Raw genomic sequence first — 13,061 nt, 5'->3', positions numbered from 1 at the left:
GATCATCTGGACACCTTCTCGAAGCAGAGCAGGACATTGTCTCCCGTGCTGCGAAAAATAGGCATTGTGGCAAGCAGTTCTTCCAGACGGCGAAGTAAAGGAAAGATACGAGGATGGTTGCGAGCCCACGTCTCAAGATAGGAGGGCGGCACAGCTACTCCAATTCCAGTGCAGGAGTACAGGCGGAAATTAGGCGCGAAGGATTGGCGTATCTGACGAATGGTCGGGTAGTAGACCGCGAACTCCACACCGTCGAGGGTCACTTTGGTGTAGCCTTTGCAGCGTCTCAGGGCTTTCCGCCATTGTCCGAGCGCGAGGTAGTACAGGATTTCGATCAGGCAGAAGCGTGTTGAAAGGCACAGAACCAGCCTGCCATCCTGCTTTACCAGGTTCGCAAGCGAGGAGGCGACCGCGCGAAGATCGGAGATACAGTTCAAACCGGAGAAGTTTGAAAATGCACCGTCGAATTGCATCTCCGGACGAAGTTCTCCGATGCGTTCTGTCGGCAACTCACAGAAGACTACCGGAAGTCGAGGCGCAGTATGCTGAAGGCGCTGCTGGGCTCGGGCGATCATCTGCCGCGAAGCATCCAGAGCGAAAACAGAGATGCCATTGCCAGCGAGAAAGATGGCATCTTCGCCCGTACCACAGTTGAGTTCGAGAATGTTGTCGTTGGTTCGAAAGGTTCTCGTGAGGACCTTCCATACGGCTTCGCGTTGCGCTCGCCCAATGAGCGAATCGGTAAATCTCTGATCGTAGTCTTGCGCGATGCGATCGAAGGCTACGGCTGCGGCCGGTCCGGGGCAATCTGCTAGTGGAAGATAGGTACTTTCCATGCTCATGCCTCCACCTCGCTCTGTGTGGCGAGGAGTCCTTCGCGGGAGACTTGTATGCTGCTCCTTAGATCCTGCAGGAAAGATGAATTCTCTGCTTTGTTTTCCATTAGTTTGGCCAACTGAACTTCATCGCGGAGCAACTTGTCGGCATGCGCGTAGTAAGTTCGTGAGTGTCGACCGGCGATCTTGATCTCGCGATCGGAGGTCTCTGCCCATGGCTTCAGTTGCACGAGTTTGCTCTGAACCTGCTGGTAATACGGGGTGCCTTTTATTGGATAGGAGACGGTCGTGAAAAAGATGTCGGGCTTCGCCCTGCTGACATGACGGATGGTGGCCTCGATGTCCTCCATCTCCTCTCCTTCATAGCCCCACATCAGAAACATCCCGCTTTGGATCTTGCGCGCGCGGCTCATCTCAACAGCCTTCTGCACCTGCTCCACCTTCACGCCGCGGTCCATGGAATCGAGCAGTCGCTGCGATCCACTCTCAGAACCGATCCAGATACGAAAGCAACCAAGCTCTGCGAGAAGATCGAACATTTCGTCGTTGAGCCTGTCGGCGCGCGAGATGCATTCGAATGGGACATGAAGTCCACGCCGACGCATCTCCTCAGCATACTTGCGCAGCCAGTCATGGTTGATCGTGAACACATCGTCTGACACCCAGGCAATGTCCGGCGTGTACTCCTTAAGCAGCCACTCAAGTTCATCTATGACCTTGATAGGGTTCCGACGCCGGTGAGTTTGACCGTAGACCTGATGACTGCACCAGCGACATTTGTAGGGACATCCGCGCGCAGTAATGAAGTTGACCGAACCTTTTTGATGGTGGGTTCGCCAAGTCTCGACGTAACGGTGCAAATCGATCGCTTGACGGGCGGGCCAAGGTTGGGCATCGAGGTCGGCGATCTGGGCACGCGGCGGATTCTGATGAAATACTCCTTCGTCATCGAGATATGCTGTACCCGCGATCTTCGACTTCCACTGATTGCTGGACTTGTTGCATCCGTCGCGGATGGCTGTCAACAGTTCCTGCATCGTGGACTCTCCTTCGCCAAAGACGACGAACTCCGCCCCGGACTCCAGAAACTCCTGGGCATAAGCACCGGGCTCAGGTCCTCCGACGATAATGCGCCAGCCGGCCTCACGACCCACGCGAATAATTTCTACTACATTACCGCGAGTCATCAGGTTGGCATAGATCCCAAGCACGGACGGCTTCTCCGTCTGAAGGTGGCGAAAAAGCGACTCGCGGCTCGAGAAAGTTGTATCGAAGACCTCGACATCGAAGCCCTGCTGCCGCAGGTGTGAACAGAGATACAGGATTCCCAGAGGCGCATACGGCTTCATGATCTGCATCTCTTTGGGGTCTTCGTAGAGGAAATAACCGTGCGTAAGCAGCAAGTCCGGCATCAGGATCTCCTAGCCCCCACGATGAGATCTTCGAGTGGCATAAATGCGCTCTGCGTATCGCCATGAGACGATTCGGCAGGCAAAGACAGGATGTTAGTGTTTCGGCATACAGGCTCCATTTCGTATACCCGCGTCCATAGAGACTCGTACTCGGCCGCATCGGATGAGCCTGAGGACGCGTGCCATGATGCCACCTCGGCGTGCAATGCATCGCGAAGTGCATGGTAAAAGGGGTCGTTGTAGCTGGCAATGTGGATGGTACAGAGGTCGTCGCTGTCGATCCAATTACGCTTGCTTCCCAACTGCGCTTGAACGCGCTCGAAGAAGCGCGTACCCGGCAGAGGATAGGAGAGAGATACGCCAATATCATCTGGTCGCGTATCGCGCACCAATTTTACTGTCTCGCAGATTTCGGCCCAGCCCTCTCCGGGATAGCCAAACTGAAGGAAGTAGCATGCCCGTATGCCATTAGCAGCAAGCCTCTCTCTAGCGGCGTGAACGGCAGAGAGCTTCAGACCTTTTTTCATCGCGTCAAGGATGGTCTGTGAACCAGACTCGACGCCCATCCATACTTCGATACAGCCTGCTCGTCTGAGAGCCGAGACATTGGTATCACTCATCAGGTCTGCGCGAGACTGAATTTTGAAGGGGACAACTTCGCCATGGGCCTCGACGACGCTCGCAAACTTTTCTACCCAATGGCGATCCAACGCAAATACGTCATCGCCAAACCAGATATGCTGCACGCCGAAAAACGTCTTGAGTTCACGAATCTCCTCCGCAACCTCCTCAGGCGCTCGGAGTTGGTAGCGGTTGCCTGAAATAGGCTTTGCACACCACTCGCAACGGTATGGGCAGCCACGGCTCGCCACGATGTTTGTAGAGAAGTATCCATGTGCTTGCGTCCACGCACGCCGGTATGGCTCGAGGTCGATCAGTTCTCTAGCCGCGCGTGGCAGAGTAGCCCAGGAAGGATTCGTCGGCGCAGGCAACGAGCTCTCCAGGCTCCCATCCACAGCGGAGTAGTGCACAAGCCCGGACAGCTCCGGCAAATGCCGAGAATGCAAAAGAGCGTCACAAAGATCGGTCAGACTCTGCTCAGCTTCACCGTTCAGAACAAAATCGACACCATTGTCCAGATACTCCCGCGAGTGATCTGTAGCATCCGATCCGTGTGCAATCACGGTGATTCCCGCGAGGCGGGCCATGGTTGCCAGCTTGCTTGCCAGTTCGCGCATGTGCGTCAGGCACATCTTGGTCACGAAGTTGAAGTCATCCTCGTAGATTACGACGATCTGTGGCCTGTGTTCTTCGAGCGCCGCTTGGAAGCCGGTGACGGGCTCGGCGAACATTGTGTCATACACGGCGACCGAGATACCTGCGGAGCGCAGCGCCGTCGCCGCATAAAGCGTGCCAAGCGGAGGATACGGCCGCATCTTCTTAAATTGCTTGGAGTCGTGGGCAAGATGATAGGAGTGCGTCAGCAGTACATCCGCCATTGGCCACCTCCGAGCAAAAGCATTTCAGCAGACATTGGCTTGCTCCGCAGGCAAAGCCTGGCCGGTGACAAGAGAGCGGCGCTTGACAATATGCTCCGAGAGCTTTGCAAGCCAGATCTCCCATGGGAACGAGAAGAAGCTGGAGTCCAAGCGCCAGAGAATTGGGGCCTGGACAAGGAAGTTGGTGGTCTTTTGCAAGAGCGATGTCTTCCGCGGACGACGCATCTGGTCGAGCAGCAGGAAATATGCGAGCATACGATCGAGACGCATAAGTTCGCGGCCTCGCAGCCATGGCAACAGGTTGGCTCCGAGCGGCATCTCCATCCAATCCTCCAGGGTCTGTGGCTCGATTACGCCGAGTTCGCGGAGCTGAGGCCAGATAGGGATACCGGGGTACGGTGTGAAGATATTCGGCGAGAAGCGGACATTGCGGAACTGGCGCCCGATGTCGCTCATGGTTCTAAACGTGATGAGCCTGTCAGCCTCGGTTTCTCCGGGGTAGCCGAAGATGAGGTTAAAAGTGATGCGGATGCCGGCGAGATTGGCCTTGCGTGCGGTCTCGTACATCTCATCCACGCGCTGGTGACGCTTGTTCATCATCTTGAGCACGGACTGCGAAGTGGACTCGGTCCCAAATCCCATGTAGCTTACCCCGCTGTCGGCAAGCAACTGGACCTCCTCCTGACTCATGCGGCAGATGAAATCCGTCGATGCCTGGAAGGTCCATGTGAACTTCACACCGGAGTCTCGTATGCCCTTCGCGATGGCGATTGCCCGCTTCAAGTCCACGGGAAAGTTGGAATCAAGGAGGGCCACATTCGTGATGCGATAGCGTGCGACGAGTTCGGTCAACTCTGCGACGACATGCTCGGCCGCGTAAGCATTGAACCGGCGCTTGTACACGACCATGTCGGTACAGTAATTGCAGGCATAGGGGCATCCGATGCTCGTGGCATACGCCAACTCACGCTTGCCCGAGACCCGCTCGTACGCGTCAAAATCTGTCATGTCGAAGGCAGGAGGAGCGAAGGTGTCGACTGGTTGAACGCGCCGTTCGAAGTTTTGTATCAGCCTGCCCTGCTTCTTCCAGGAGATGCCCGCGATCAGATCCAGTGGTCGCTTGGTAGCGAGTGCAGTCGCGAGTTCGACGATGGTGACTTCACCTTGTCCGCGCACGACGACGTCCACATAGGGTTCGCGCAGGGTTGACTCAGGACACAGCGTGGGGTGCCATCCTCCAAAGATTACGCACACTCCAGGTGAGTGGTTCTTAATGAACGAGGCCGCTTCTATAGCCCCGCGGATCATAGGACCTGTCAGCACTGAGATGCCAATACAGAGTGCCGACTCGCACTCAACAGCTATGCGTTCCAGATATCGCGATTCAATCGCGGCATCAATGAGAACTACCTCAAAATTGGCTTCGCGCAGCGTGCCGGCCAACGACAACAACGAAAGCGGGGCGCCAAGTGGCGGCCCGTCGTATGGCGGGTAGAAGAGTACCACCTTGCCCCGTGTCAGCAAGCTGCCTCCGCTGGTGTGTTAGCAAGCCTCTTGGCATCGACTGCAGGCTTGCTGGAGGCCATCCGCTTCTTCAACTTGTTGTTCAGCCATACCTCGACGGGATACTTGTAAATGTCGTGATCGAGGCGCCAGCGGGCCGGCAGCGAGATGGACTTCTGAACGATTCGGGTAATGGGCCCCCGACTATCGGCCGCAATGGGAATTCTGTCGAAGGCAATTCGAAGATAATCACGCATAACCTGAAGCCGTTCATGGTCCCGCCCCTTGAGCCATGGAAGTTGGGTATAGCGCGGAAAGAAGTCGGCCCAAGCCTCGAGGCTTTTGGGTGGCTCAATGCCGTGTTCGGCACAGTGCTGGAAGATGGGGGAACCGGGATAGGGCGTGAAGATATTCGTCCAGAATTCGGCTCCAGGAAAGCGCCTGCAGACATCCATCATGAAGCTGACCGTCTCTCTGCGTTCCTTCGCACCCTCGCCGGGGAAGGCGAAAATGATATTGAACGATGGCCGTATATCGGCAGCAAGGCAGCGAGCAGCGCTCTCGTAGATCTGATCGAAGTCCTGAAAGGTCTTGTTCATCAATTGCAAAATCTTGGGCGATCCCGAGTCGACACCCTGGCATATCTGGTGCAGTCCTGCGCGTCGAAGCAGCTTAAGATCTTCAGGCGTGAGGCGCGCAACCATATTGGTCGTTGCCTGTATGCTCCACTTGAATTGGGAACCTGCACGTACTAGCCCTTCAGCGATGCCGCGCGCACGGTCGAGATCGACCATAAAGTTATCGTCGACCACCCAGAGCATCTCGAGACGGTAGCGCCTCGTGAGATCGACAGTCTCCTCGACGAACTGTTCGGGAGACAGGGCGTTCCACTTGCGTCCATAGACACCTGCGTTGGTGCAATAGGCACAGTTAAACGGGCATGCCAGGCTCGAGGTGTACATGGCCCATCTCTTGCCGCAGCCACGTTCATAGGCATCGAAGTCTGCAATGTGGTACGCCTTCGGAGGCATGTCTGCCAAAGGCTTCAGCGGCCGCTCCGGTGTGAGGATGAGCTTGCCGTCCCGCTTGAAGCCGATCCCCTGGATTAGGTCAGGCGCGGACCTCGTTTCGAGATGCTGAACCAGTTCCAGCAGAGCATCTTCGCCCTGCCCGCGCACGATGTAGTCGACACAATCAGCCTGCAAGGTCTGATCGGGAAGCAAGGAAGGATGCCACCCGCCAAGAATGATGGGGAAATCCGGGTTCCACTCTTTGACTGCTCGGGCAATCTCAACCGTCTCACGAATCATGGGCCCCGTGACAAGTGAGATGCCGAGACAGACTGCATCGCGGACCTCTTGGAGTACACGCTTCTTATAGTCTGGGCTAATCGTTGAATCAATGAGAGTAATCTGATAACCGGCACGTATCAGCGGCGTCGCAACTGCCAAAATACCGAGTGGGGCTGTCGCTTCGGAGCTGGCAAAGGACGGAAAGAAAAACACCACTTTTCTTGACGAACTGATCGGTTTCAACATCAGGTCTCCAGTGTGGTCGATTGAGGGTTTGGGGCGTGTCAAGCGATTGTTCGAATGTTGTCATTGGATTGTCTCTGGCTGGCGAAAAGGTGAATCGATCGCCAGATCGATCGTCTATCGCGACTCTCGACATGAGATACGGTGAAAAGTTCGGACCGAACTACCCGTTGGATATCAACGAACAGCAGGCTCCTGGGGCGCGATCTTGCGATACTTCCATAGAAACTTGGTTACTAAGTCGAACATTGAAAACGTCTCAACCGCTTTGTTTCGTTTACCGTGGTCGACCACGGCTCGGACACTGATGGAAAGTTTCGAAAGTGGCGAGTCTATGCCTGGACCTCCTCACTAGGACATAAGCACCAAGAAAAAGGGGCTCTGTTGCATTAACTAAGGCCGTGTATGGTGAGAGGTGAGTCGAGGAGTCCAGCAGATGTCCGTTCAAGCGCCGCCGATTTCCGGTCGAGATCATCCTGGTATGCGTGCGGTGGTATTGCAAGTACGGCATCACATATCGCGATCTCGCGGAGATGATGCAAGAGCGCGGAGTTGAGGTCGACGCCTCGACAATCTTCCGGTGGGTGCAGCGTTACGCGCCTGAGCTCGAAAAGCGCATCCGTTGGTATCAAGGCTACCGCTCGAGCTCCTGGCGAGTGGACGAAACATATGTTAAGGTCGGTGGACAGTGGAAGTACTTGTTCCGCGCCGTCGACAATCATGGCCGGTTGATCGACTTCATGCTGCTGGACCGCCGTAACGCGCGCGGGGCACACCGCTTCCTGGGCAAGGCACTAAAGACGATGCACAACTGGCCGCCGCACTCGATCACAACCGATAAGCTGGGCTCCTATCCCAAGGCGATTGGCCGGCTGCAGCACGAAGGCAAGTTGCCACAGGACACGAAGCACCGCACGTCGAAATATCTAAACAACATCATTGAGGCAGATCACGGTGGTCTCAAGCGGGTGATCCGTCCTACCCGCGGTTTTCAGACGATGAGAACAGCGTCGGCCACCATCAAGGGATTTGAGGTTATGCGTATGATCCGCCGCCGCCATTGCCTCCTCTGCAAAGCCTAAGGTCGCCGGCGAAATTCAATTCATCAACAAGCTGTTCGATGTTGCTGCCTGATCTGCAGCATCTGTACGAGCGAGTTGCGTCTGCGCCAGTTAATGCAACAGAGCCGCATTTTCCGCATGCGGAAGCAGGTGATCGTAAATCCACCCGGTGAAGATCGTCGCTACCATAGCGATCATGCGAGGTTGGGGAAGTGTCTTGATCCAACTGTCCAGTTCGCAACGCGTCGATCCGATTTTTGCCTTCCCGATGGATCTGACTGCCCGCGTCCTTCACGCAATAGCTGATCGTCTTCTTGTGAATGTCCAGTCCGATGTAATTCATATCGTCTCTGAGGAGCCTCCGAGGTCGTTCTGAATCAGCCTCATCGCTGAGTTCGGCGTTTGCAACACCTCGTGCTCTTGACCTGACTTACATTCAAACAAACCGAACCTTATACCCCTTTTGCCGACACCACATCGTCCGGAACGGGCCGAAGTCAGATCGTTGCGATTGACAAGTAGCCGAACGAACCGGGAGTAAAGTGACGAGAAGCGTATTTCCCGTTACTGATGCAGTTGGAACACGCATGGTCGGCACGATCGAACGGCTGGTCGCGAAATCGAGAAGCGGTGACGATCTGAGTCAGAATGTGTAGCGTATTCCTGCTGTTACAGCGCGAGGCGTAAGGAAGTGCGTTCCAGAAAAGGTCGAGAGATAGTTGTAGAGCGCGCTGGTGTTGTTGAGGTTCACCACCTCGACCCGAATGCCAATGCTCTGATTCTCATGGGAGATTAGGTTGTCCTCGCCGACCGCGAGATCGACGGTGTTCCGAACAGCAACGCGAGCCGGGTTCCTGTCGGCATCATAGGTTCCAGGAGCCGGGATACGGATACGCGTGGCACGGATCGGTCCGTCGCAGGAGCGGAGGGGCGCCGATACGGTCGCGAAGGTGTTCCCGCAATACAGACCCATCTGCTGCTGCTCGTCTCCTGTCAGCCGGAGAGCGGTCGCTATATCCGGTGTAGCGACGGAGACCAGGCCACCGTCGTACCGGTACGAGGCGTCGATCCATGGTCCGCGTTTCCCGAACTGATAGCGCAGGTTGAGGTTCATCGACAAACCTTGGTCATGATCTGGCCTTACGACATCGCTGTAGGGTGCGCTGAAGCTGACGCCACCCGTCTGAGGTCCGAACAGACGGGAGCGCGTGTGGCTCACAGTGAAGAATCCGCCGAGGCCATGGGATGGCAGGAGAGTGATCCGAACCAGACCGCCATCGATCTTTGACTTTTGAAACTGCGTCGGAAATGTGAGCGGGCTGTTGAGCAACACATCAAAGTCGTACGCCCCGTAGGTGAACTTCCAGAGATATTCGCCGCTGAAAGAAATGCGTTTGAGGGCAGTGGTGAAGCCGACGTTGAATTGGTTGCGATTCGCGGTGCTCAATATATGCGAGTCAGCTGCCCCCAATGAAGCAGAAGGCGACCCGGGGCCGTTCGAACTGGCGACGATCAGGTTCTCGTTATAAGGCGTCAGGAACACCCTGGAGTAGTCACCACGCAACGTCGTATGGAGTCGCGGCATGCTGTAGGTGAGACCGACTCGTGGTTGAAGACCGTGCGTCCCTACCAGGCCGTTGTACTTGTCATACCGCAGGCCCAGCTTGAATTGAAAATCCCCATATCGAATGAAGTCCTGTCCAAACAACGCGAACTGCTTAATATCCGTTTTGCCGCGGAAGGAATAGATGGTGCCGCCGCGAGTCAGATCGAGAGATAGAAGACCCGGCAGGTAGGCTGAATTGGGCGCGAGTCCGATCGTGGAACACTGCGAAGGATCTCGAACGGATGTGTTGGCCGAAGGAGCCCCCTCCTGGTCGAGGCAAGGGCTGTTGTAGGTCGGAGAAGTAAGTCCGGTCGCAAACTGCTCGGCCAGGAACGTGTGCTTGAACTCTCCCCCCACGTTCACGTTATGGCGTCTATGAACGTAGGTGAACTCTGGCCGTATTCCTGCATTGGTCAGACGACGAGCCTGTTCCAGATAGGCGGGTGTATCGGAAAAGATATTGTCCGAAGGCCGGTAGCGAATCTTGTCCTGCCGCAGCCAGAGATTGGTTCGCCCGAACGCACGGGAGTTGAAGGTATGGATCACCTGTGGAGCGATATTGAAACTGATGATGGTTTGCCGCTGATTCTGACTGAGCGCCTGCTGGTCGAAGGTGTTCGGTGTCTGGAACCACGAGTGACTGAGACTGGCGTTGAGCTGCAGACTCGTCTTATCCGTGAGGCGGTAATCCAGGCGCTCGAATATGTTCTCAGCATTGCCGTTTGCGTGAAGATTTATGGTTTCTGGCGTATCCAGAAAACGGGCACTGTTTACCGCATCCACCGCGCTGAACGAGCCGAAACGCTCGCTGCCGAATCCGAGGTTGGCGCTGACGTTCGAAGTCGCAAAGGTTCCACGGCCAAGATGGATGCTTCCAGCAGGTCTGCGCTGATCCAGTCCGGATCGCGTCTGCGCCACAATGACCATGCTGGTTTTATCTCCCACATCCGCACCCGGCGCGCCTTCCCGGATCTCGACCGATTGCAGCGTGTTGAGAGAGGGCTGCGTAGAGAAGGTGCGGCTCAGCTGATCCGTGATAGGTTGGCCATCCACAGAGAAGGACGATTCGGCGTGATCACCAAGAGGATGAAAGGAGCCGTTCGAATCAGCGGAGACGCCAGGCGCGGTCATCGTAATCAGCGAACTGAAGGGTGAACTCACGCTCTGGGACGGCATGCGGTCGATCTCGTCCGGTGTGATGAGGACATGTGCGGGTGTAGTCGTTTCCTCGACGTAGTCCGTCCCGGAGACCGTTACTTCGGAGCTTGCTGCGGCGGTGAGAGGAACGATGAGGCGGATCTCCGCGCCCTGGTAGGAGATTGCCTTCTGGCTAGCAGCAAACCCAGCAGATTCCACCTGCAGACGGTAGTCTCCGGTACTGAGCCGCAGGAACACGAACTCTCCCTCCGGACCCGAGACCTGTCTTCTCTCCGCACCGCTTCTGACGTACGTCAGGACTAGCTTCGCGCCCGGCACGGCTGCGCCGCTGATATCGACCACAACGCCCGAAAGGCCAGCTGACACGCCATTCTGCGCAGCGGATGAAGCACAGAGCAAGGCCGCGATAACGAGGAAAGCTAGGAAGACGGAAGTGGTTTTGCGAGCGCTCACTGTTTAGGTATACATAATCTTTAATTAGTGTACCCTAAATTTGGGTAGGAGGAATATTTCGCTTGAAAAAGACGAAGCGCACGCACTGGGATAGGAATACGGAATCGGTAGACGACTACCTCAAGGCCATCTACTCGCTGGGTGGGGATGAGCGGAGATGGGTAGGTGGGTCAGAACTGGCTAGTCGCCTGCGTGTTGCACCTGCCTCTGTGACGAACATGATGCAGAAGCTCTCGGGCGAACCCAAATCCCTGGTAGATTACAAGCGAGGTTCGGGCGTGCGGCTCTCAAGTGCGGGTCGAAGACGAGCGCTCGAGATTGTCCGTCATCACCGACTCATCGAAACCTTCCTCTTCGAGGTGCTGAATTACCCAATAAAAGAACTGCACGACGAAGCGGAACGATTAGAGCACTTTATCTCCGAGTCATTCGAAGAGCGGGTCGCGGCCAAGCTGGGCAACCCCACAACTGATCCGCACGGCCACTGCATCCCGGCGTTGGACGGATCCATGCCACCATCGCATGGCGTGACATGTAGGTGCGGTCTCTAATGAGCACGAGCTTTAGAGAAACAGCAGAAGCGCTAGTCGATACGCAACCATCGTCGAAGGCCCAGATTAGTCCTTAGAAGTCCGCTTGTAGGAAGTAATTCCAAAGCTCCCGCAAAGTCGCCTTCTCGGCAAGTTCGTGGAGGCCCTGGCACACTGCGTTTTTCGATACCGCCACCTGCGCACGAGCGATGGGCTATGCGTCGTTCATCTGCCTGTCCCTCGCGTCACGAGCCGTCTTTCAGATGGCCGAGGCTCTGCGAATAAGGTCGAGTTTCTCCTGTCCAAGCCCGTGCAAATCGTCTTCGGTTAGGCGGCCGTCGCGAAGTAGTTGGGCAAACACGAGTGGAAGGATGGAGTAATGGTAGTCATACCTTCGGTCAATCTCCCGCCGACGTTCCGTCAGCCAGCTTTCCAAATCCCACAGCTCCGACGGTTCCTCGATCCTCGCGGCTCGGCCTTTAGCTTCGTGGAGGAGAGCTTCCAATTCTTTGCCAAGCGCCAGGTCGAAGGCTCTGCGAGCAACTGTCTTCTCGGCATGAGACCACTTTAGTTCGTACATCGGGATGACGTTTTGAGCTGCCGAGTCCGGTGAGTTGGCCATTTCTGGGTCTCCCGCCCGCATTCTATCGCTTTCGGCGCTCTCTAGCTTCTGCATTGCAACGGCCATTCTGATATCCCCGTCCCGGCGCTTAGTCGCGGTGCAAGCAAGCGGTAGCACTTCCGGATATGCCGGAAAAGTCACTTATGAGTCGCCTGGCGGTTCGATCCCGAGGTGCTCGTTGACTGCCTGCACCAATCTCTGCCGCGAACCCAGGTATCGTTCTGTAGTTTCCACAGACCGGTGGCCGAGCAAAAACTGGATTTGTTCAAGTTCCCCTCCTGCGGAATGACACAGCCGTGCGCAGTCCTGCGCAAGTCGTGAGGCGCCAGATTATCAATGCCCACGAGTTTCGCGTATTCACGAACGACCCACCAGACCGCTTTCTCACTGAGGCGGTTACCCCAAACGTGGCCGGTCCTGCTGACACAGCGGAAGATGATTCCAGTGTCGATACCGGCGATAGCAAGCCATGAGTCAATAGCCACCTTCACCCAGGCCGGGACGGGAACGGTACGGACGTGCCCGCCCTTTCCGAACAGGTCGACGATCGCCCAGGGGCCGTCTCGTTGCTGAAGATGGCTTACGGTGAGCCGAGTGAGTTCCGATCGACGTAGACCGCAGCCCAGGAGCGCGGCCAACATCGCGTAGTTCCTTTTGCCTTTTACTGAAGCCCAGTCGGGAACGCCAAGCAGCTCTCTTCCCTGCGTGGACGTCAACCAGTTGCCGAGTCGAATACCGAGGCGCTTGGCACCTTTCACTTGCCGGATAAGGATGCCCTATAAACGACTTTCTCGGATCGTCTGGACATTTTCTATCCCCGGATTTGTCCTGATTTTCCGCGATGTC

Annotated in this window: 10 protein-coding genes; 2 read left to right on the top strand and 8 right to left on the bottom strand. The window is 56.1% G+C overall.

Annotated features, from left to right (window positions below; all coding sequences use genetic code 11):
* Nucleotides 1-2 precede the first annotated feature (2 nt).
* Genes BDD14_RS22530 through BDD14_RS22510 form a run of 5 tightly spaced genes read right to left on the bottom strand, consistent with a single transcriptional unit; the run spans nucleotide 3 to nucleotide 6,788 of the window.
* Nucleotides 3-836 (bottom strand): class I SAM-dependent methyltransferase, encoded by an 834-nt coding sequence (locus BDD14_RS22530; RefSeq protein ID WP_165420202.1) that lies wholly within the window; start codon nucleotides 834-836, stop codon nucleotides 3-5.
* A gap of 2 nt (nucleotides 837-838) precedes the next feature.
* Entirely contained in the window at nucleotides 839-2,248 is a 1,410-nt protein-coding gene (locus BDD14_RS22525; protein ID WP_130421428.1) for a B12-binding domain-containing radical SAM protein, read from the bottom strand.
* On the bottom strand, nucleotides 2,248-3,747 hold the full coding sequence (locus tag BDD14_RS22520; RefSeq protein ID WP_165420201.1) for a B12-binding domain-containing radical SAM protein: 1,500 nt from the start codon (nucleotides 3,745-3,747) through the stop codon (nucleotides 2,248-2,250). Before BDD14_RS22520 ends, BDD14_RS22525 begins: the two co-directional genes overlap by 1 nt.
* Nucleotides 3,748-3,771: 24 nt before the next feature.
* Entirely contained in the window at nucleotides 3,772-5,271 is a 1,500-nt protein-coding gene (locus BDD14_RS22515; RefSeq protein ID WP_130421426.1) for a B12-binding domain-containing radical SAM protein, read from the bottom strand.
* The gene (locus BDD14_RS22510; RefSeq protein WP_130421424.1) at nucleotides 5,265-6,788 is read right to left on the bottom strand and encodes a B12-binding domain-containing radical SAM protein; all 1,524 of its coding nucleotides are present in this window, start codon (nucleotides 6,786-6,788) and stop codon (nucleotides 5,265-5,267) included. Before BDD14_RS22510 ends, BDD14_RS22515 begins: the two co-directional genes overlap by 7 nt.
* Before the next feature lie 467 nt (nucleotides 6,789-7,255).
* Here BDD14_RS22510 and BDD14_RS22505 point away from each other — a divergent pair, with 467 nt between their 5' ends.
* Entirely contained in the window at nucleotides 7,256-7,867 is a 612-nt protein-coding gene (locus BDD14_RS22505; protein WP_130421422.1) for an IS6 family transposase, read from the top strand.
* A 622-nt stretch (nucleotides 7,868-8,489) separates the two neighbouring features.
* Here BDD14_RS22505 and BDD14_RS22500 read toward each other — a convergent pair.
* Nucleotides 8,490-10,976 (bottom strand): TonB-dependent receptor, encoded by a 2,487-nt coding sequence (locus BDD14_RS22500; protein WP_242618134.1) that lies wholly within the window; start codon nucleotides 10,974-10,976, stop codon nucleotides 8,490-8,492.
* A 149-nt stretch (nucleotides 10,977-11,125) separates the two neighbouring features.
* On the opposite strand from BDD14_RS22500, the gene BDD14_RS22495 reads away from it, so the two are divergent.
* Nucleotides 11,126-11,614 carry a metal-dependent transcriptional regulator gene (locus BDD14_RS22495; protein ID WP_242618133.1) on the top strand — a complete coding sequence of 163 codons (489 nt, stop codon included), beginning with the start codon at nucleotides 11,126-11,128 and terminating at the stop codon, nucleotides 11,612-11,614.
* A 238-nt stretch (nucleotides 11,615-11,852) separates the two neighbouring features.
* Here the strand turns inward: BDD14_RS22495 and BDD14_RS22490 are convergent, their stop codons facing one another.
* A complete protein-coding gene (locus tag BDD14_RS22490) occupies nucleotides 11,853-12,215 on the bottom strand; it encodes a hypothetical protein (protein ID WP_130421416.1) in 363 nt (120 codons plus the stop codon).
* Nucleotides 12,216-12,352: 137 nt separating this feature from the next.
* Complete coding sequence (locus BDD14_RS22485; protein ID WP_207231801.1) at nucleotides 12,353-12,973, bottom strand: tyrosine-type recombinase/integrase; 621 nt, start codon at nucleotides 12,971-12,973, stop codon at nucleotides 12,353-12,355.
* Between the last annotated feature and the right edge of the window lie 88 nt (nucleotides 12,974-13,061).

The sequence above is a fragment of the Edaphobacter modestus genome, from assembly GCF_004217555.1.
Taxonomy (GTDB): domain Bacteria; phylum Acidobacteriota; class Terriglobia; order Terriglobales; family Acidobacteriaceae; genus Edaphobacter; species Edaphobacter modestus.
The sequence above is the reverse complement of the archived record's forward strand: the minus strand, read 5'-3'. Positions and strand labels throughout refer to the sequence as shown.